This is a genomic window from Acidimicrobiales bacterium (assembly GCA_035536915.1).
Taxonomy (GTDB): domain Bacteria; phylum Actinomycetota; class Acidimicrobiia; order Acidimicrobiales; family JAHWLA01; genus JAHWLA01.
On the sequence record DATLNE010000004.1, the window covers coordinates 1 to 19,665 of the forward strand.

At 70.7% G+C, this 19,665-nt stretch carries 22 protein-coding genes; 19 read left to right on the plus strand and 3 right to left on the minus strand.

Annotated elements, in window-relative coordinates:
• The 11 genes from murC to VM938_01430 form a co-directional block, all read left to right on the plus strand.
• Window positions 1–1,378, plus strand: a 1,378-nt coding sequence (murC, locus tag VM938_01380; GenBank protein HVF73672.1) for a UDP-N-acetylmuramate--L-alanine ligase, incomplete at its 5' end; no start/stop codon positions are given.
• Window positions 1,375–2,277 carry a UDP-N-acetylmuramate dehydrogenase gene (gene murB, locus VM938_01385; protein ID HVF73673.1) on the plus strand — a complete coding sequence of 301 codons (903 nt, stop codon included), beginning with the start codon at window positions 1,375–1,377 and terminating at the stop codon, window positions 2,275–2,277. The genes murC and murB, both read left to right, overlap by 4 nt.
• Window positions 2,274–3,062: an FtsQ-type POTRA domain-containing protein gene (locus tag VM938_01390; GenBank protein HVF73674.1), complete on the plus strand. Its 789-nt coding sequence runs from the start codon at window positions 2,274–2,276 to the stop codon at window positions 3,060–3,062. Before murB ends, VM938_01390 begins: the two co-directional genes overlap by 4 nt.
• A 133-nt stretch (window positions 3,063–3,195) precedes the next feature.
• Window positions 3,196–4,290 (plus strand): cell division protein FtsZ, encoded by a 1,095-nt coding sequence (gene ftsZ / locus VM938_01395; protein ID HVF73675.1) that lies wholly within the window; start codon window positions 3,196–3,198, stop codon window positions 4,288–4,290.
• A gap of 4 nt (window positions 4,291–4,294) precedes the next feature.
• Complete coding sequence (locus VM938_01400) at window positions 4,295–4,888, plus strand: polyphenol oxidase family protein (GenBank protein ID HVF73676.1); 594 nt, start codon at window positions 4,295–4,297, stop codon at window positions 4,886–4,888.
• Entirely contained in the window at window positions 4,879–5,520 is a 642-nt protein-coding gene (locus VM938_01405) for a YggS family pyridoxal phosphate enzyme (GenBank protein HVF73677.1), read from the plus strand. Before VM938_01400 ends, VM938_01405 begins: the two co-directional genes overlap by 10 nt.
• A 24-nt stretch (window positions 5,521–5,544) precedes the next feature.
• Complete coding sequence (locus VM938_01410; GenBank protein ID HVF73678.1) at window positions 5,545–6,084, plus strand: cell division protein SepF; 540 nt, start codon at window positions 5,545–5,547, stop codon at window positions 6,082–6,084.
• 9 nt (window positions 6,085–6,093) lie between these two features.
• Complete coding sequence (locus VM938_01415; GenBank protein ID HVF73679.1) at window positions 6,094–6,348, plus strand: YggT family protein; 255 nt, start codon at window positions 6,094–6,096, stop codon at window positions 6,346–6,348.
• Window positions 6,349–6,389: 41 nt separating this feature from the next.
• The gene (locus tag VM938_01420; protein HVF73680.1) at window positions 6,390–7,067 is read left to right on the plus strand and encodes a DivIVA domain-containing protein; all 678 of its coding nucleotides are present in this window, start codon (window positions 6,390–6,392) and stop codon (window positions 7,065–7,067) included.
• A 109-nt stretch (window positions 7,068–7,176) separates the two neighbouring features.
• Window positions 7,177–8,202 carry a hypothetical protein gene (locus VM938_01425; protein HVF73681.1) on the plus strand — a complete coding sequence of 342 codons (1,026 nt, stop codon included), beginning with the start codon at window positions 7,177–7,179 and terminating at the stop codon, window positions 8,200–8,202.
• A 106-nt stretch (window positions 8,203–8,308) separates the two neighbouring features.
• Window positions 8,309–8,719, plus strand: a complete 411-nt coding sequence (locus VM938_01430) for a hypothetical protein (GenBank protein ID HVF73682.1) — start codon at window positions 8,309–8,311, stop codon at window positions 8,717–8,719.
• On the opposite strand, the gene ileS is transcribed toward VM938_01430, so the two are convergent.
• On the minus strand, window positions 8,716–11,802 hold the full coding sequence (ileS, locus tag VM938_01435) for an isoleucine--tRNA ligase (protein HVF73683.1): 3,087 nt from the start codon (window positions 11,800–11,802) through the stop codon (window positions 8,716–8,718). The two genes, VM938_01430 and ileS, sit on opposite strands and share 4 nt — an antisense overlap.
• A gap of 39 nt (window positions 11,803–11,841) precedes the next feature.
• On the opposite strand from ileS, the gene VM938_01440 reads away from it, so the two are divergent.
• The 5 genes from VM938_01440 to VM938_01460 are packed head-to-tail and all read left to right on the plus strand — an operon-like array spanning window position 11,842 to window position 14,874.
• Window positions 11,842–12,210, plus strand: coding sequence for a DUF167 domain-containing protein (locus tag VM938_01440; protein HVF73684.1), 369 nt, complete (start codon window positions 11,842–11,844; stop codon window positions 12,208–12,210).
• A gap of 55 nt (window positions 12,211–12,265) precedes the next feature.
• Window positions 12,266–12,808 carry a TraR/DksA C4-type zinc finger protein gene (locus VM938_01445; GenBank protein HVF73685.1) on the plus strand — a complete coding sequence of 181 codons (543 nt, stop codon included), beginning with the start codon at window positions 12,266–12,268 and terminating at the stop codon, window positions 12,806–12,808.
• On the plus strand, window positions 12,805–13,257 hold the full coding sequence (gene lspA, locus VM938_01450; protein ID HVF73686.1) for a signal peptidase II: 453 nt from the start codon (window positions 12,805–12,807) through the stop codon (window positions 13,255–13,257). Before VM938_01445 ends, lspA begins: the two co-directional genes overlap by 4 nt.
• Entirely contained in the window at window positions 13,254–14,159 is a 906-nt protein-coding gene (locus VM938_01455; protein ID HVF73687.1) for an RluA family pseudouridine synthase, read from the plus strand. Before lspA ends, VM938_01455 begins: the two co-directional genes overlap by 4 nt.
• A complete protein-coding gene (locus VM938_01460; GenBank protein ID HVF73688.1) occupies window positions 14,143–14,874 on the plus strand; it encodes a hypothetical protein in 732 nt (243 codons plus the stop codon). Before VM938_01455 ends, VM938_01460 begins: the two co-directional genes overlap by 17 nt.
• 12 nt (window positions 14,875–14,886) lie before the next feature.
• Here the strand turns inward: VM938_01460 and VM938_01465 are convergent, their stop codons facing one another.
• On the minus strand, window positions 14,887–15,336 hold the full coding sequence (locus tag VM938_01465) for an Rrf2 family transcriptional regulator (GenBank protein HVF73689.1): 450 nt from the start codon (window positions 15,334–15,336) through the stop codon (window positions 14,887–14,889).
• Window positions 15,337–15,360: 24 nt separating this feature from the next.
• Window positions 15,361–16,974, minus strand: coding sequence for a hypothetical protein (locus VM938_01470; GenBank protein ID HVF73690.1), 1,614 nt, complete (start codon window positions 16,972–16,974; stop codon window positions 15,361–15,363).
• 278 nt (window positions 16,975–17,252) lie between these two features.
• On the opposite strand from VM938_01470, the gene VM938_01475 reads away from it, so the two are divergent.
• The 3 genes from VM938_01475 (at window position 17,253) to VM938_01485 (ending at window position 19,482) form a co-directional block, all read left to right on the plus strand.
• Entirely contained in the window at window positions 17,253–18,320 is a 1,068-nt protein-coding gene (locus tag VM938_01475) for an alkaline phosphatase family protein (protein HVF73691.1), read from the plus strand.
• Window positions 18,321–18,324: 4 nt separating this feature from the next.
• Complete coding sequence (locus tag VM938_01480) at window positions 18,325–18,819, plus strand: bacterial proteasome activator family protein (protein ID HVF73692.1); 495 nt, start codon at window positions 18,325–18,327, stop codon at window positions 18,817–18,819.
• A gap of 123 nt (window positions 18,820–18,942) precedes the next feature.
• Entirely contained in the window at window positions 18,943–19,482 is a 540-nt protein-coding gene (locus VM938_01485) for a hypothetical protein (protein ID HVF73693.1), read from the plus strand.
• Window positions 19,483–19,665 lie beyond the last annotated feature (183 nt).

Consider the following 19,665-nt stretch of genomic DNA (forward strand, 5'->3'; position numbering starts at 1 on the left):
CGACGGACCAGAACGGGGAGGGGGCGGCGTGATCGACCTGTCGACGCCCCAGCGCGTCCACGTCGTCGGCGTGGGCGGTGCGGGAATGAGTGCCATCGCCGCCGTGCTCGCCGCCATGGGGCACACGGTGTCGGGCAGCGACCTCAAGGAATCGGCCGGGTTGGAACGCTTGCGCTCGCTGGGCGTGGCCGTGTCGATCGGCCATGCCGCCGAGCACGTGGGCGAGGTCGACGCCCTGACGATCTCCACCGCCGTGCCCCCCACCAACCCCGAGGTGGAGGAGGCCAACCGCCGCGGCATTCCTGTCCTGCGCCGCGCCGATGCGCTGGCCGCCGTCGCCGCCGTCCGTCGCACCGTGGCGGTAGCGGGCACGCACGGCAAGACGACCACCTCGTCGATGCTGGCCCTGGTGCTGGTCGAGGCCGGGGTGCGCCCCTCGTTCATCATCGGCGGCGAGGTCAACGAGATCGGCACCGGCGCCGTGTGGGACGAGGGCGAGTGGTTCGTGGTCGAGGCCGACGAGAGCGACGGCACGTTCTTGGAGCTCGGCGCCGAGGCGGTGCTCGTCACCAACGTGGAGCCCGACCACCTCGACTACTACGGCGGCTACGACGCGCTGGTCGACGCGTTCCGACGGTTCGTCGACGAGGCCACGGGGCCGCGGGTGGTGTGCGCCGACGACGACTTGCTGCCGCAGTTCGACTCCGTGGTTACCTACGGCACGGCCGATGGCGCCGACTACCGGATGGTCGACGTGGCGCCCGCTCGCAGCGGCGTGCGCTTCGCCGTCGAGCGCGGCGGCGAGCGGCTGGGCGACGTGTCGCTGCCGGTGCCGGGGCTGCACAACGCCCGCAACGCCTGCGGGGCGCTGGCCATGGGGTTGGAGCTCGGCGTCACCTTCGATGCCGCCGCCCGGGCGCTGGCCCGGTACGGCGGGGTGGCTCGGCGCTTCCAGTTCCGCGGCGAGCGCGACGGCGTGACGTTCGTCGACGACTACGCCCACCTGCCCACCGAGGTCCGCGCCGCCTTGGCCGCGGCGCGCGACGGTGGCTGGCGCCGGGTGGTGGCGGTGTTCCAGCCCCACCGGTTCTCACGCACTGCAGCCCTGTGGCAGGACTTCGCCGGCGCTTTCGTCGACGCCGACCTCGTGGTGGTGACCGACGTGTACGCCTCGGGCGAGGCTCCCCGGCCCGGGGTGTCGGGCAAGTTGATCGCCAACGCCGTGCTCGACGCCGACCCCCACACCCGCATGGCCTACCTCGCCACCCGCAGCGACCTGGTGCCCTACCTGCGCCGCACCCTGCGACCGGGCGACGTGTGCCTGACCCTCGGGGCGGGCGACCTCACCTCGCTGCCCGACGAACTGCTGCGCCCATGACCGACTTCGCCGCCGTGGCCAGGAAGCTGGGCGACCGGGTGCGTCGCGACGTGCCCCTCGGCCCCCTCACCACCTACCGGGTGGGTGGCCCTGCCGCGCTGCTGCTGGTGGCCGAGTCCGTCGACGACCTCGCCGCCGCCGCCGGGCTCGACGTGCCCGTGTTGGTGGTGGGCAAGGGCTCCAACCTGCTGGTGGCCGACCGCGGCTTCGACGGGCTGGCCGTCGTGTTGGGGGAGGGGTTCGCCGGGATCGACGTCGACGTCGACGGCACGACCGTGCGAGCGGGCGGCGCCGTGGCCCTGCCCGTGCTCGCCCGCCGCACCGCGGCAGCGGCCCTCACCGGCTTCGAGTGGGCCGTCGGCGTGCCGGGGTCGGTCGGTGGTGCCGTGCGCATGAACGCAGGCGGCCACGGCTCCGACATGAGCGAGTGCGTGCGGTCGGCCGAGGTGTTCGACCTGGCCGCCGGCGAGGCCCGGATCGTGTCGCACGACGACCTCGACTACGGCTACCGGCGCTCGTCGATCACCGCGACACAGGTCGTGGTCGCCGCCACGCTGGCGCTACAACCCGGTGACCGCGCTGCCTCGGAGGCCCAGATCGCCGAGATCGTGCGGTGGCGGCGGGAGAACCAGCCGGGCGGCCAGAACGCAGGCTCGGTCTTCACCAACCCGCCTGGCGACTCGGCCGGGCGCTTGGTCGACGTGTCCGGTTTGAAGGGGTTTCGCCGAGGGTCCGCCCATGTGTCGCCCAAGCATGCGAACTTCATACAGGCCGACGAAGGCGGCTCTGCCGACGACGTGTTGGCGCTGGTACGGGAGGTACAGCGGCGAGTGGAGGAGCACACGGGCGTCCGGCTGGAGCCGGAACTGCGCCTCGTCGGGTTCGAGGAGAGCCCGTGAGTGCGTCGCCCACCTCCGCGCGCCCGCGCGTCGGCATCGACCCCCGCATCAAGCGCCGCCGCATCGAGGTGCTGCGCACCGAGGGGCGCAAGCGCCTGCGTAACTTCGCTGCTGCCTTCGGCGTGGTCGCCTTGGCCGCAGGCGCGGTGGGCGCCACCCGCTCGCCCTTGCTCGACGTCGACTACGTCGACGCGACCGGCATAGAGCACACGCCCCGCCAGGAGTTGTTGGCTGCTACCGGCCTCGACCGCCACCCGTTGCTCATCGACCTCGACACCGAGCAGTTGGCCGCCGCCGCCCGCCGCCTGCCGTGGATCGCCACGGCCAAGGCGGAGAAGCAGTGGCCGGGCACGGTGCGCTTCGAAATCACCGAACGGGTGGCGCGGGCCGTCGTGCGCACCGAGGCCGGCCAGTGGGCGCTGGCCGACGTAGAGGGCCGAGTGCTGGAGGTAGTGCCCGAGCGGCCCCCGGGTTTGCCGGCCATCAGCAAGGCCGGCCTGCCTGGCGCCCCGGGGACAATGCTGGCGAAGGAGGCCGCCGCCCCGCTGGCGGTGGCCGCCGCGCTGCCCGACGCCGTGCGCGACAAGGTGGGGGAGGTGGTGGCCGCCGAGGGCGACACCATCGAGCTCAACCTGTGGCCGTCGGGCGTGGTGCGCCTCGGCCCGCCCGACCAGCTGCCCGCCAAGATGGAAGCCTTGGCGACCATGCTGACCAAGGCGGACCTGCGGCGACTGTCTGTCCTCGACCTCCGCGTGCCGACGGCACCGGTCTTGACCAGACGTTGACAATGGGGCTAAAGTTTAAATCAATACGAGAGCTTGACAGAACTCTCACCCTGAAGTTGAGGTTGAGGCCGGGCAAAGTCCCGGCCCTTCGCACGTTCCGACCCTTTCGGGGCATCGGGGAAGGACTGACGCTATGGCCGGCGCCCAGAACTACATCGCCGTGATCAAGGTTGTTGGCATCGGCGGTGGCGGTGTCAACGCGGTGAACCGGATGATCGACGCGGGCCTCAAGGGGGTCGAGTTCATCGCCGTCAACACCGACGCCCAGGCTCTGCTGATGAGCGACGCCGATGTGAAGCTCGACATCGGCCGCCAGCTCACCCGCGGCCTCGGCGCAGGCAGCGACCCCGACGTGGGGCGCCAAGCCGCCGAAGAACACCGCGACGAGATCGAAGAGGTGCTCAAGGGCGCCGACATGGTGTTCATCACCGCAGGCAAGGGCGGCGGCACCGGCACCGGCGGGGCGCCGGTGGTGGCCGAGATCGCCAAGAGCCTGGGTGCGCTGACCATCGGCGTGGTCACCCGGCCGTTCGCCTTCGAGGGCCGCCGCCGCGCCGTGCAGGCCGAGGCGGGCATCCAGCGCCTCAAGGAGAAGGTCGACACCCTCATCATCATCCCGAACGACCGGTTGCTCACCGTGTCGAACGACAAGACCTCGATGGTCAACGCCTTCAAGATGGCCGACGAGGTCCTCCTGCAGGGCGTGCAGGGCATCACCGACCTGATCACCACGCCCGGCCTCATCAACACCGACTTCGCCGACGTGAAGATGATCATGAGCAATGCGGGCACGGCGATCATGGGCATCGGCACGGCGTCGGGCGAAGGCCGGGCCGTCAACGCCGCCCGGGCCGCCATCACCAGCCCGCTGCTGGAGGCCTCGATCGAAGGCGCCCGCGGCATCCTGCTCAACATCGCAGGCGGCAGCGACCTCGGCCTGTTCGAGGTCAACGAGGCAGCCGAGATCATCCACGGCGTGGCCCATGCCGACGCCAACATCATCTTCGGCTCGGTCATCGACGACGCCATGGGCGACGAGGTGCGGGTCACCGTCATCGCCGCCGGCTTCGAGCGGTGGGACGACGAGCCCGGTGGCCGCCCCCGGCGCGAGGAGCGCACGTCGGCGGGCCTGGGCCTGGCGGGCAAGGACGTCTTCGCCGGCGGTGACGACGACGACCTCGATGCCGGTGGCGACGACGACTTCGACGTCCCCTCCTTCCTGAAGTAGGGCCGTGCGGCTCGGGGCCGCCGAGGTCCGCTGGACCAGTCGAGCCGACGGCGACAGGCGCAGCGTCGTCGACCCTGCCCTCACCCGCCTGCACCAGGTGCACGGTGCGCGGGTGGTGGTCGTCGACGCACCGGGCGCCTGCGACGGAGAGGAAGCCGACGCCGCGGTGACGGCGGTGGCCGGCGCCAAGCTGGCCGTCTTCACCGCCGACTGCGCGCCCGTGGCCTTGGCCGCGGACGGCGTGATCGGCGCCGTGCACGCCGGATGGCGGGGGCTGGCTGCGGGCGTCGTGCAAGCAGCAGTCGAGGAGATGCGCCGTTTGGGGGCAGGCCGCATCGACGCCGCGCTGGGGCCGTGCATCCGCGCCGAGTGCTACGAGTTCGAGGATGTGGCCGAGTGGTTCCCTCCCGAGGTGCACGGCGTGACGCGCCAGGGGCGACCTGCACTCGACGTGCCCGCGGCAGTGCGTGCTGCGCTCGACGCCGCGGGGGTCGAGCTGGTGCACGACGAAGGGGTCTGCACGGCGTGCTCGGCCGAGCACTACTCGCACCGTGCCCGGGGCGACGGGGAGCGACAGGCGATGGTCGTATGGATGTAGCCGAGAACCTGGCCCGGGTGCGCGAGCGCATCGCCCAGGCGGGCGGCGATCCGCAACGGGTCAAGATCGTCGCTGTCACCAAGGGCTTCGGCGCCGAGGCGGCGGACGCGGCGCGAGCCGCAGGCCTCGACGACCTGGGCGAGAACTACGCGCAGGAACTGGCGGCCAACGCCAAGGCAGACCCGGGCGGGCGGTGGCACATGCTCGGCCACGTGCAGCGCAACAAGGTGAAGGCGTTGGCGGCCGTGGTCGACGTGTGGCAGTCGGTCGACCGGCCCGAACTGGTGCGGGCGCTGGCCGCCCACCGGCCGGGCGCATCGATCTTCGTGCAGGTCAATGTGACCGAGGACCCCGGCCGCAACGGCTGCGAGTGGGAGGACGCGCCGATGCTCGTCGACCAAGCGGTGGCGGTGGGCCTCGACGTGCGGGGGCTCATGGCCGTGGGGCCTCGCCACGACCCGGCACCGCTGTTCCGGCGCCTGGTGTCGCTGGCCGACGACCTCGGCCTGCCGGAGCGTTCGATCGGCATGTCGGACGACCTGGAGGTCGCCGTGGCCGCAGGCTCCACCATGGTGCGTATCGGCACCGCGCTGTTCGGTCCACGACCTGACCGCCTAGACCTGCGACGATAGGCTCGACGCCCAAGGAGGCAAGGAATGGCAGGACTGGCCCGCCGGGCGATGGTCTATCTCGGCCTCGTCGACGACGACTACGAGGACTACGAGCCGTACGAGGAGCAGCAGCAGCCCGTCGGCGCCCCTCGCCAACCGGTGCCCCAGCCGCGTGCGTACGCGGCCGAGCCCGAGCCGATGTCGAGCTCGATCCGCACCCTCCCGCGTGAGCAGCCGCTGGCCCCGCAGGAGTCCTACGGCGTGAGCAACGTGCGCCCTGCGGTAGTACGGCCCATCCAGCCGGTGCAGAGCGCCAAGGTGCACGTCGTGGCCCCGTCCCAGTTCCCCGATGCCCAGCAGATCGGCGACCGGCTCAAGGCCAACCAGCCGGTGATCGTGAACCTGCAGGGCGCGGACCGCGACCTGTCGCGCCGCATGGTCGACTTCTGCAGCGGCGCCACCTACGCGCTGGGCGGGTCGATGGACAAGGTCGCCCGCGACGTGTTCCTGCTGACGCCGTCGAACGTCGAGGTCTCGGCCGAAGAGAAGCGGCGGCTCCAAGAGCGCGGCCTCTACCGCAGCTAGCGGACCTTCGTGCTCCTCATCTGTCGCCTACTCGACCTCTACCTGCTCGTGCTGTTCGCGCGCATCATCATGAGCTGGTTCCCTGTCTCGCCGGGGTCGCCCATGGCGTCGATCTTCAGCGCCCTCTACGCCGTCACCGAGCCCGTGCTCGGCCCCGTACGCCGCATGATCCCTCCTATCGGCATGGGCGGCATGGGCTTCGACCTCTCGCCGATCATCGTGCTGTTCGGCATGCGCATCCTGCAGAGCGCCCTCTGCCGCTGACCATCCACCGCGGGCGCAGGACGCGCCCGTAGCATTTCGGCATGGATGTCTCGCCCAAGACCCTGCGGGAGGTCGAGTTCCGCGAGAAGTTGCGGGGCTACAACCCCGACGACGTCGACGAGTTCCTCGAGCGGGTGGCGGCGGGCCTCGAGATCCTCCAAGAGCGGCTGCGCCAAGCTACCGAGCGCGCCGTGCGCGCCGAACAGCGGGCCTCGGAATCCACCGAGGGCGACGACGCCATGCGCCGCACGTTGGTGCTGGCCCAGCGCACCGCCGACCTCGCCGTGCAGGAGGCGCGTGAGCAGGCGGCGCGCATCGTGTCCGACGCCGAGGCGCAGGCCCAGGCAGTGCGGGCCGAAGCGGCCGAGCACGCCCGTCGCACCATCGACGACGCCACCCGCGAGGCCTGGGCCCAGGTGGGCCGGCTGGAGAACGCCCGCGACCACCTGCAGGGAGAGGTCGCCGGGCTCGAGCAGTACCTCGACAACGAGCGCATGCGGTTGCGGGCCATGTTGTCCGACACGCTGCGCCGGCTCGACGAGGCCATCCCCGCGTTGTCGCCTGCGCCCGGCGGGCCTTCGGTCGACATCGAGGCGCTGCGCCGGCCTGAACCGTCGCAGCAACGGGTCGCCGACGAGGCGTTCTTCGAAGAACTGCGTCGCTCCGTGAGCGACGAGCCCGAGCCCAACGGCTCGCCGTCGGTCCCTTCGGGCTACTGACGGATCGCCTGAAAATCACCCCGGCCGCGTGGTTGCGCCTATGCTGCCCCGCGCCCGTACCGACAACCCGGATGGTGGCTACGTGTTGCTCCTCGTAACGATCGGACTCGTGCTCATTGGCGCGATCGCGCTCGTCATCGGCTTCGTCAGCAGCTCGCTGGCACCGATCTATCTCTCGATTGCATGCAGCATCGTGGCGGGCGTCGTGCTCGTCGTGTTCTCGCGCATGAGTCGCAAGCAGCCGGCCACCGCCGGTGTCGCCGCAGGCGACGACAGCGGTCCTCCGACTGCGGCCCTGGAAGCGGTGCCCAGCGACGAACCCGTCGCTGCCGCCACCCAGACCAGCGCCCCTGTCGCCGTGCCCGACGTCGAGTTCCCCATCGAGGACTACGACAAGCTCAAGGTGGGCGAGATCATTCCGCTGCTGCCCGAGCTCGACCTCGACGAGCTCGACGCCGTGCGTGAGCGCGAGGAGAGCGGCAAGAACCGGGCCACGATCATCAAGCGGGTCGACGAGCTCATCGACGAGCTGGAGTCCGAGGAAGAGGCGGCCACAGCGGCTGCTGTGCCCGCCGTGGCCGACGCGGGCGGCGGCATCGACGCCCCCGTGGCCGAAGAGATCGCTGCGCCGGCGGCTGCCGGTGGCGGCGACGATGCGGGCCTGCCCATCGAGGGCTACGACTCGCTGAGCGTGGCCGAGATCCTCCCGCTGCTGCCCGAGCTCGACGACGACGAGCTGGAGGACGTGGCGGCATACGAGGAGACGCACCTCAACCGCAAGGACGTCATCGCTCGCATCGACGAGATCTTCGAGACCGGCGAGGGCGCGCCCGGCGTCGCTGCGGTCGCCAAGGCACCGGCCAAGAAGACGGCCGCCAAGAAGGCCGCAGCCAAGAAGGCACCGGCCAAGAAGGCGGCTGCCGCCAAGGCGCCCGCCAAGAAGGCAGCGGCTGCGCCCGCCAAGAAGACGGCGGCCAAGAAGGCTGCCGCCGCGCCGGCCAAGAAGACCGCGGCCAAGAAAGCCGCTGCTCCGGCCAAGAAGGCTGCTGCGCCTGCCAAGAAGACGGCCACCAAGAAGGCCGCCGCCCCCGCCAAGAAGACGGCCAAGGCCACCAAGGCAGTCAAGAAGCGCTGATACTTCCCCGCATGCTTCGCTGCGACCTATAATCATCGCAGCAGGGTCGAGGAACGCCCGCTCCGTTCCTCCTTTTCTGACCTTCGGTTGAAAAAGGAGAGATGGCGTGGCGGTCAGCGAACAGGCGCGTCGGCGGCTGTACGACTACTTGGAGGCACAGATGGGCGAGGAGTTGGCGGCGACGCTGATGAACTCGCTGCCTCCTGCCGGGTGGGGCGATGTCGCCACCAAACAGGACCTCGACAACCTGCACGTCCTCATGCGCAGCGACTTGATCGCGCTCGCACACCAACTGCGGGGTGAGACGGCCGAGCATGTCGGCGCGCTCCGCGAAGAGATGGCCCAGATGAAGGGCGAGCTGCGCGAAGAGATGGCCCAGATGAAGGGCGAGCTCCGAACGGAGATCGCCGACCTGCGCGGCGAGATGCATCGCGAGCTGCGGCTCCACCTCGTCGCCATGATCAGCACCAACGCAGCCATGGGCGGGCTCCTGCTGGCCGCCGTCAAGCTCTTCTAGCGCTTGCTCAGCCCTACGTGGACGACACGGTCGTCCGACAGCTCGTAGCGACGACCTTCGCTGATCGGTCCCGCCACCACCAGGTCGCCCGCCAGCGTCTGCTCGGCGATGTAGTCGCGGTGGGCCTCCACTGCGGCCCGCACGTCGTCGTGGCTGCCGGGGTCGACCACCAGGTGGATGCGGTCGGAGACGTGCAGCCCCTCGTCTTTGCGGGCCTGTTGCACCAGCCGCACCACGTCACGGGCCAGGCCTTCGGCCTCCAGCTCCGGCGTCACCGCGGTATCGAGCACCACCAAGCCCCGCTCGCCCGGTAGCGCCCGGCTCACCGCCTCGTCGGCGGGCACCAACCGCAGGCTGTACTCGTCGTCGGCCAGCGTGCGGTCGCCCACCACCACCGACCCGTCGGAGCGCCGCTCCCACTCGCCCGCCCGCACCGCCTTGATCACCTTCTGCACGTCGGCGCCCAGACGTGGCCCCAGGACCGCGGGCACCACCTGCAGCACGTAGCGCCCCGCCGCCGACACGTCCGTCGTCAGGCGCACGTCTTTGACGTTGAGCTCGTCGGCGATGAGGTGGGTGAAGCCCTCCAACCGGGCCGCATCGGGCGCCGCCACCGTCAGCGCAGGCAGCGGCAACCGCACTCGTAGGCCCGCCCCCTTGCGCACCGACGAGGCCGCCGAGCACACCTCGCGCACGAGGTCCATGGCGGCCACCAGCTCGTCGTCGGCGGGCAACACGTCAGCCGCAGGCCAGTCGGCCAGGTGCACGCTGCGCTCGCCCGTCAGCCCCCGGTAGACCTCCTCGGTCACCAGAGGCAGCAGCGGCGCCGCTACCTGGCACAGCACCACCAGCACCGAGTGCAACGTGTCGAAGGCGTCGGCGTCGCCCGCCCAGAACCGGTCGCGGGAGCGGCGGATGTACCAGTTCGTCAGCGCGTCCAGGAACGACGAGATCGACTCGCACGCCCCCGACAGGTCGTAGGCGTCCATGCGCTCGCCCACCTCGACCACCAACTGCCGGGTCTTGGCCAGCGCGTAGCGGTCGAGCACGCCCTCGGCGTCGGCCCGGAACGACGCCCGATACCCGTCGGTGTTGGCGTACAGGCTGAAGAAGTACCACGTGTTCCAAATGGGGTTGAGCACCTGGCGCACGGCATCGGCCACGCCCTTGCGGGTGAAGATCAGGTCCTGGCCCCGCAGCACCGGCGACGACAACAGGAACCAACGCACGGCGTCGGCCCCGTAGGTCTCGAACATCTCCTCGGGGTCGACGTAGTTGCGCAGCCGCTTCGACGCCTTGCGCCCGTCGTCGCCCAGGATCACCCCGTGCACCACGCACGTGGCGAACGGGTTGGAGTCGAACAGGGCGGTGCCCAGCACGTGCAGGTTGTAGAACCACGCCCGCGTCTGTCCCACGTACTCCACGATGAAGTCGGCCGGGAAGTGCCCCTTGAACCACTCCTCGTTCTCGAACGGGTAGTGCACCTGGGCATACGGCATGGAGCCCGACTCGAACCAGCAGTCGAGCACCTCCTCCACCCGCCGCATGGTCGACTGCCCGGTGGGGTCGTCGGGGTTGGGGCGGGTCAACGAGTCGATGCCCGGCCGGTGCAGGTCGTCGGGCCGCACGCCGAAGTCGCGCTCCAGCTCGTCGAGCGAGCCGTACACGTCGAGGCGGGGGTAGCGAGGGTCGTCGGACTTCCACACCGGGATGGGCGAGCCCCAGAACCGGTTACGGGAGATCGACCAGTCGCGGGCGTTCTCCAGCCACTTGCCGAAGGCCCCGTCGCGGATGTGCTCGGGCACCCACTGGATCTGCTGGTTGAGCTCGAGCGCCCGTTCCTTGACGTCGGTGACGCTCACGAACCACGAGGAGATGGCCCGGTAGATCAGCGGGGTGTCGGTGCGCCAGCAGTGCGGATAGGAGTGGCGGTAGACCTCGTGCTTGACGACGTGGCCCCGTTCCTTGAGGTCGCGGATCACCAAGGGGTTGGCCTCGAACACCTGCACGCCCTGGTAGTCGGGCACCTCGGCGGTGAACCGGGCGTGCTCGTCGACCGGCACCACCACACCGATGCCGTTGGCCTCGCACACCCGCTGGTCGTCCTCGCCGAAGCCCGACGCCAGGTGCACGACCCCGGTGCCGTCCTCGGTCGACACGAAGTCGCCTGCGAGCACCTGGAAGGCGTTCTCGACCTCCGCGAAGTACGGGAACAGCGGCGTGTACCGCCGCCCCACCAACGCCGCGCCCCGCACCGTCGCCACGACGGGCGCGTCCTCCGGAACGGCGCCACCGGTGATGTAGCGAACCCCGTCGACTTCGTAGACCGAGTACTCGATGTCGGGCCCCACGGCGAGGGCCACGTTCGACGGCAGGGTCCACGGGGTGGTGGTCCACGCCAGCAGGCGTTCGCCCGTCTCCAGCTCGAACCACACGGTCAGCGTGGGGTCGTCGCGGTCACGGTAGGCGTCGTCGAGCCGGGTCTCGAAGTTCGACAGGGGCGTCTCGCACTCCCAGCAGTACGGGAGCACCTTGTAGCCCTCGTAGATCAGCCCGTTGTCCCAGAGCTGCTTGAAGGCCCACATGACGCTCTCCATGTAGGTGAGGTCGAGGGTCTTGTAGTCGTGGTCGAAGTCGACCCAGCGGGCCTGCCGCGTCACGTACTCGCGCCACTCCCGGGTGTAGCGCAACACCGAGGTGCGGCAGAACTCGTTGAACTTGTCGATGCCGTACTCGGTGATGGCGACGTGGCCGGAGATGCCGAGTTCGCGCTCGGCCTCCATCTCGGCGGGCAGGCCGTGGGTGTCCCAGCCGAAGCGCCGCTCCACCCGGTGCCCGCGCATCGTCTTGTAGCGGGGCACGGCGTCCTTCACGTAGCCGGTGAGCAGGTGGCCGTAGTGGGGGAGCCCGTTGGCGAACGGGGGGCCGTCGTAGAACACGTAGTCGTCGTCGCCCGCCGGGCGCTGCTCGACCGAAGCCCGGAAGGTGTCGTCGTCGGCCCAGAACTGCAGGATGCGCGCCTCGACGGCCGGGAATGACGGCTGCTGCTCGACGTCGGGGTACGGCGGCTCGGAGGCGGACATGGCGCTCAAGGCTATTCGCTGCCCCTAGAGTTAGGAGCCGTGCCAGACGACCTGTTCGAAGTGACCGCCGAGGGCGACGTGGTGCTGCGGCTGCACGTGCAGCCCGGCGCAGGCCGCACTGCCGTGGTGGGCAGGCACGGCGACGCCCTCAAGGTCCGGGTGGCGGCGCCGCCCGAAGGCGGGCGGGCCAACGACGCCGTGCTCGCCCTGGTGGCCTCCACCTTGGGCGTCGACGCCGACGCCGTCGAGCTGGCCAGTGGCCCGGCCAGCCGGTCGAAGCGGGTGCGGGTGACAGGCCTGGAAGCCGACGACGTGGCCCGCCTCCTCGACGACGCCATCGCCTCCGATGCGGAGCGTCCTGGCAAGCGACCGACCGGTCGGGAATTGCAAGGGCCTCGCATTCGTTGAGCGGGCGGCGGTCGCATGGTACGGTCCGCCACTCTTCCGACCCGGGGAGCCCCTGATGCCGAGCAGAGCTTCCAAGCCGACCAAGAAGGCGGCTGTCGCCAAGAAGGCGACGAAAGCAGCAGCACCCGCGAAGAAGACCACGACGAAGCAGGCCGCGCCTGCCGCCAAGAAGGTGGCTGCGCCGGCAAAGACACCTACGACCGCCAAGCGGGCAGCAAAGGCACCGGTGCTGGACAAGTTCCTCTCAGAGCAAGTGGCCCTCCTCGAGCAGGAGCGCCAGACGTACACCGAACAAGCCGCGGCGCTGAAGGCCGAAGCCGACCAGATGGCCCAGGAGATGGAACCTGGCGACATCCAGTTCGACGAGGAGTCGGGCGAGGGCGGCACCATGAACATCGACCGCGAGCGCGACCTGGCCCTTTCCGCCCAGGCCCGGGCTGCCGTCGACGAGATCGACCACGCGCTGGGCAAGATCAACGCGGGCACCTACGGGGCCTGCGAGAACTGCGGCCAGCCCATCCCCAAGGCCCGGCTCAAGGCCCTGCCCTTCGCCCGGCTCTGCATCGCCTGCAAGAGCGGGGGCTTGTCGCGGCGTTGACCGCGCCCCGCCGGCTGCCGCTGGTGGCCGGCACGGCGGCTGCGGTCGTCGTCCTCGACCAGCTGACCAAGGAGTGGGCGCTGCGCGCCCTGGTCGACGGGCCGGTCCACCTGTTCTGGACGCTCCGGCTCAACCTGTCGATCAACTCGGGCGTGGCCTTCGGCCTCGGCCGGGGGTCGGGGCCGATCATCGTGGTGCTGGGCGTGCTCGTCCTCGCCGTCATCCTGGTGGCGACCCGCAAGGCCGAACTGACCACGTGGACCGGCGCGGCCGCGGGCCTGGTGGTCGGCGGGGCGGTGGGCAACCTGGTCGACCGGGTGTTCCGGGGCCACGGCGGGGTGGTCGACTTCATCGACTTCCAGTGGTGGCCCATCTTCAACGTGGCCGACGCCGCCATCAGCGTGGGGGCCGTGCTGTTGATCCTCAAGGCCAAGGACGAACCGGCATGACAACCGTGGTGCCCGCTGCGTTGGCGGGCGAACGGGTGGACCGGGTGGTGGCCATGCTCACCGACCTGCCCCGCTCGGAGGTCACCACGCTGGTAGCCGACGGCCGGGTCACGCTCGACGGCCGAGCCGTCACCACCAAGAGCCGCCGGGTGGCCGAAGGCGAGGAGCTGTCGATCGACCTGCCTGCGCCCGGCGCCGTCGAACTGGTGCCCGAGCCCGACGTCGACGTGCCGGTCGTGTTCGCCGACGAGCACGTGATCGTGGTCGACAAGCCGCCCGGGCTGGTGGTGCACCCCGGCGCGGGCAACGCCACCGGCACGTTGGTGCAGGGGTTGCTGGCCCGCTTCCCCGACCTGGCGGGCGGCGACGACCCGTCGCGGCCCGGCATCGTGCACCGGCTCGACCAGGGCACCTCGGGGCTGCTGATGGTCGCCCGCACCCCGGCTGCCCACACCGCCTTGGTGGCACAACTGGTCAGCCGCGAGGTGGAGCGGCTGTACCTGGCGCTGGTCGTCGGCCACGTGGAGTCGCCCGCCGGGGTGGTCGACGCCCCCATCGGCCGGTCCGGCTCCGACCCCACCAAGATGGCCCTGCGGCGCGACGGGCGAGAGGCCCGTACCCGCTACGAAGTGCAGCGCCGCTTCGACGAGCCCGTCCCCTGCACGTTGGTGAGGTGCAAGCTGGAAACGGGCAGGACGCATCAGATCCGAGTGCACATGGCGGCCATCGGGCACCCCGTGGTGGGCGACCCCCGGTACGGCTCCAGCCGGGGGCTGAAGGCGCCGCGCCCGTTCCTCCACGCCGTGCAGCTTTCGTTCGACCACCCGGCCACCGGCGAACGGCTGACATTCGAGTCGCCGCTGCCCCCCGACCTGGAGAAGGTGCGTGGACGGCTCCGCTGAGCCGCCGATCGACGAGGCAGGCGCCCGCCGCATGGTGGTGCGCGCCGTCGCCGCCCTCATCGCCTTTGTGCTGGCCGCCGGCCTCGCCGTGGTGCTGCGCGATGCCGACCAGGACGCCGACGACGTGGTGGCCGACGCAGGCGCCGAACCGGCGCTGGCGGGCGGGCCGCCCTTGGCCGGCACCGACGTGCCCGGCTACGTGGTGCGGCGGCGTGCCGCGCTGGCCCGCATGGACGGCAAGGTTGTCGCCGTTGTGTCGTTCTCGCAGTACGTGGACGAGCCCGAAGCGCGGCGGCTGGTCGACGGCGTGCGGGTGCGGGGGCTGTTGGTGGCGGCCCCCGGGGGGTCGCCCTCGGTGGTGACGGGCGGGCTCGAACGGTGGGCCGAGGAGGAGCGGGCGGCAGCCGAGCAGGAACGGGCCGACCTCGAGCGGCTGGCCAAGGAGACCGACGACCCCGCCTTCGTGGCCCAGTTCCAGGCCGACCAGGCCCGGCTGGCCGGGCTGCTGGGGCGGCTCGACCCCGACGGCGCCGTGGTCTTCGGCGTGGTGGTGGAGGGCGACGTAGGCGACCTGGTGGCGTTGTCGGGGCGCACGGGGGTGCGCCTGGTCGACCCCATGGCCCGCGGCGTCGACGGCGACGAACTCAGCGGCTTGGGCGGCCTGCGTCCCGAGGAGACAGCACGGGCGGGCGACCCGCCGCAACGCCCGGCCTGAGCCTGGGCGAACTCAGGAGAGGGGGGCGAGCAGGGCGGTGGGGTTGCCGCGAGCCCGGTCGACCATGTCGGCCAAGGTGAAGGAGTCGAGCCGTTCGCGCATGTGCTGGCCCACCTCGGCCCACACCGCCAGCAGCACGCATTGGCCTTCGTGGTCGCACGCCCCGTTCTGGTGGGGCTCGCCGAAGTCGCCCGCCACGATGGGGCCGTCGACGGCGCTGACGATCTGGCCCAGGGTGATCTCGGCCGGGTCGCGGGCCAGCACGTAACCGCCGCCCACCCCCCGCTTCGACCGCACCAACCCGGCGCCCTTGAGCGCCAGCAGGATCTGCTCCAGGTAGGGCTGGGGCAGCCCGGTGCGCTCGGCGATGTCGCGCACCGACGTGGGCGTGCCGTCGCCGCGGTGGAGGGCGAGGGAGAGCAGGGCGCGGCTGGCGTAGTCGCCGCGCGTCGAGACCTTCACGCCCCCATGGTAGGGCGCCCCAGGTCAGGTATCGGCGGTCCAGGTCGCTTGTGGCGGCGTCGGCGACCCGGCAGCGCCCAGCGTCACCCGCACCCGTGTGGATCCCGCTACGACACAGAACGACACGCCTGACGTGTCGGTGAGCGACGCGCTGCGCCGTACCTCCGCTGTCGTCGGCGTGTCGACCCCGGCGACACGCAGGGTGCAGGCGGAGGTATCGGTGGCGCTTGTGCTGAAGACCGGACTCACGCCACCGGACCCGGTCGTGTCGATCGTCAAGCGCCCTCCTGTGGTGGCCGACCCCTGAGTGCGGATGCAGACGTGGGCCCGCGTTGCCGACTCCTGCCACGTGTGCAGCCATGTGCGGCCGAACGCACCCGTGAGGTTGGCGTACTCGGCCTTGGAGCCCGTCGTCGCGCCTTGACACGCACCCGATGTGGGGCTCGTGTTCACCGTCGAGGACGGCAGCCTGCTTGTCGTCCCGTCGGTAGCGAAGGTGACCGACGGGGGCGTGCCCGTGTGCGGGACCGGCACCACCACGCGACGGCTCACGCTGCCCGCCGTGAGGCACAGCCACCCTTCAGAAGCCGAGGCGAACAGGTCGGCGGAAAACGGCACGTAAGTGGTGGGGTCGGCCGGGTCGCCCAGCGATCCCGAGAACACCGGGTGCGGCGGGGGGATTGCATTGCCTGACGTGGTCGCGCACAGCGAGGCGCTGGTGTCGGTGGACGGGACGGCCGGGGCCGCTGTGTTCCCCGATGCGAACGTCACTTTGCCGCCGATCCCCAGTCCGCCCACTTCGCTCCGGAAGCACACGGCCGTGGTGCCCGGGCTCGGCTGGACGGAGTGCAGCCGTGTGTACGCGCTACCGACGAAGCCGTCCTCGTGCACGGTCCCGCCCGCGCAGGTCTCCGACGGATAGGGCACCGGCGGCGGGGGGAGCGGGGGCACCGGGCTCGTGACCGTGAGAGTCCGGGGTGCGGAGGCGGGGCCGTAGCCGGTGGGGCTCACGTCGTCGGTGGCGTCGGCCACCCACGTGTAGGAACCGGGCGGCAGTGGCGGCACTGCAGGGGCGGTGGCCTCGGCGCCTGAAGCCGCCTGCGGCGTGAAGTACGTGCCCACCACCAGGTTGGTCGCCGTGTCGGTGACGCGGATGCGGCCCGTGTAGCGGTCGCTCTCGGGGTCGGTGGCCTGGATCACGAACTGCTGCGTGTCGGTGGGCGCAAAGGCGTGGCCCGCAGGGGGCGACACCAGCGTGGGCACGCCGGGCGGGTAGTTGGGCGGGGGCGGCGCGGGCGCGGGCGACGGGTGTAGGGGCGCCGCCCAAGAACCGGTGAGGAGGAACCGCGTGGCCGTGTTGCTGAAGCAGGAGCCGCTGTGCGTCACGTCGTTCATGATGTCGCCCGTCCCCACGAGGGCGCTGTTGTCTGTGAGGGGCGTGTGCAGCGTCGGGGTGGGCACGGTGGCACCGTTCGTTCCCACGGCCATCACCCACGTGTTGCCCTCCCAGAGCAGGCGGAAGGTGTGGCCCCGGTACGTGACGCCCATCCCCGTGGCGTTCCAGCAGTTGCCTGTGAGGACCCCGGACATCGACTCCGTCACCTGTTGCGCGCAGACGCCGAACGTCGAGAAGACCATGGAGAAGCTGACCGTCTGCGGGGGGAAGGCGCCTGGGATTCCCAGCCCAGGGTAGGTGCTAATGGACCCTTGTCCGGCGCAGACGTCTGTGTGCGCGGCAGCCGGGCCTGCTCCGACCACGGGCAACAACGACGACACCACGACAGCGAGCGCAAACAGCGAACGGCGCACGAAACGACCCCCCAGCCTCGGCGGCGACCCCCCGTTGGCCACCGGCACGGCAACTGTACCGCGGTGGTTCGCGCGTCGCCCGGGTGACAGCCCTAACGTCGCCGCCCATGGAGCCCGTGGTCCCCGAATACGGCGGCGCGTGCATCGCGTCGGTGGTGCCCGCCCTGCTCGGCGACCGCCGCCGCCCGTGGATGCCCGAACCCGTGCTCGACGCCGCCCAGGTCGTTCTCCTCGTGCTCGACGGCCTCGGATGGGACCAGCTCCAGGCTCGCAGCCAGTGGGCGCCCACAATGAGCACAATGGCCGGCGGGCCGATCACCTCGGTGGCGCCGACCACCACCTCGGCCGCCCTCACCTCCATCACCACCGGGCGCCCGCCGGCCGATCACGGCATCGTCGGCTACCGGGTGCATCTGGGCGACGGGCAGGTGCTCAACGTCCTGCGGTGGCGCACCGACGAAGGCGACCCGCCTGAGCCCTCCGCCATGCAATCGCTGCCGGTCTTCAACGGCACCGCGCCGCCGGTGGTCAGCCGGGGCGAGTTCGCCCACACCGGCTTCACCGATGCCCACCTGGGCGGCACCCGCCTCCATGGCTGGCGCACACCGTCGGCGCTGGTGGTCGAGGTCAAGCGGTTGCTGCGAGCGGGCGAGCCTTTCGTCTACGCCTACTACGACGGCATCGACAAGATCGCCCACCAGTACGGCCTGGCCGAGCACTACGAGGCGGAGCTCGCCTTCGCCGACCGGCTGGTGGCCGACCTGCGAGGGGTCCTGCCGCCGGGTGCGGCCCTGCTCGTCACCTCCGACCACGGCCAGGTCGACGTGGGCGACAACGTGGTCCCCGTGGCGCCTGAGGTCGAAGCCGACGTCGCCTTCGTCTCGGGGGAGAGCCGCTTCCGCTGGCTCCACGCCAAGCCGGGCACCGCCGGCCGCTTGGCCGAGCGGGCCAAGGCCGCGCACGGCGACGTCGCCTGGGTGCGCACCCGCGACGAGGTGGCGGCCGAAGGGTGGCTGGGCGCCCGGCTCCCCGTGGAGCGGTTGGGCGACGTGGTGCTGGCCCCGTTCGAGGCCACCGGGTTCCTCGACCCGGCCGACCCCGGCGAGCTGCGGCTGCGCAGCAGGCACGGTTCGTTGACCCCCGCCGAGATGTGGGTTCCATTGCTGGCAGGATGAACCCATGTCGCAGACCGAGCCGCCCGAGTTGATCGTCGTGACAGGACCGCAGGGCGAGGAGCCGGCCAAGCCCGAGAAGGAGACGGTCGAGCAGCCCGCCAAGGTCATGCGCATCGGCTCGATGATCAAACAGTTGCTCGAAGAGGTGCGCCAGGCGCCCCTCGACGAGGCCAGCCGGGCCCGGTTGCGGGAGATCTACGAAACCTCGGTGCGGGAACTGGCCGAAGGGCTGTCGCCCGACTTGCAGCAGGAGCTCGACCGGTTGGCCATGCCGTTCGACGGGGCCGCGGCGCCGTCAGAGGCCGAGCTGCGGGTGGCCCAGGCCCAGCTGGTGGGCTGGCTGGAGGGCCTGTTCCACGGCATCCAAGCCACCTTGTTCGCCCAGCAGATGGCCGCCCAAGCCCAGTTGGAGCAGATGCGCCACCAGCGTGGTTTGCCGCCCGGCGCCGTTCCCGAGGACGCGCCACCCGGGCCGACCCGCCCCCCCGGCTACCTGTAGTGGCACGGGCAGCGCGCCCCGGCGCCGCGACTGTTGCGTTGGATAAACAACTGCACGGGAGGTGGGCCGTCGGAAGGCCCGGTCAGGGGATGCAATGATGCCCCTGTGGCAGACACTGGCACCGTGAACGCAGCCGTGGCCGTGGCCACCCTCGGCCTGGGCATGGTGACGGCGGGGGTTACCGCAAGCGTCGTCATCGGGAAGTACCGGGAACGCGTCGACACACTCCGCAGAGACTTCGACAGGCTTAATGAGAAGTGCGAGGGGATGAAGTCCCAACTCGATCAACTTGCCGAGTTCAAACTCAACACGCAGAAGTTCATCGACTCGAAGATTTACCAGCAGGGCAGTCCACTGAATCTCACGGATTACGGGCAGAAGCTTGTGGCCGAGAGCGGCTTCGCCCAAATCTTCCCCTCGGTGAGGGATGAGCTTGTGCTCATGTTGGAGAAGCAAAGCCCCACATCGCAGTACGACGTACAAGAGAAGGCCCGTGCCCTGATGGACGGTTTGACCGGCTACGAGCCCTTCAAGCCCATCGAACAGTATGCGTTCAACAGTGGCTCCGACTTCGGGCAGATTCTCAGAGCAGGGGCAATCCTGCTTCGCGACTATTACTTCGAGCGGCACCCGGAGTTGGTGAACCCGAACGAACGGTGGTGAGGGGTCGGTGGTCGATCCGCGGTCGATGCACAGTTAGCGGTAACTAGTGCCCCTTCCGGAAACCTTCGCCCCTTGACGTAGGAGGAATCGCGCTCCGAGGCGCGAACTGCTCGTTCGGCAGACTGTCGAGCGAGGAGGGATGCGGTGGCCGAGCGTGTGCGGGTGCGGGAGATCACCAACGAC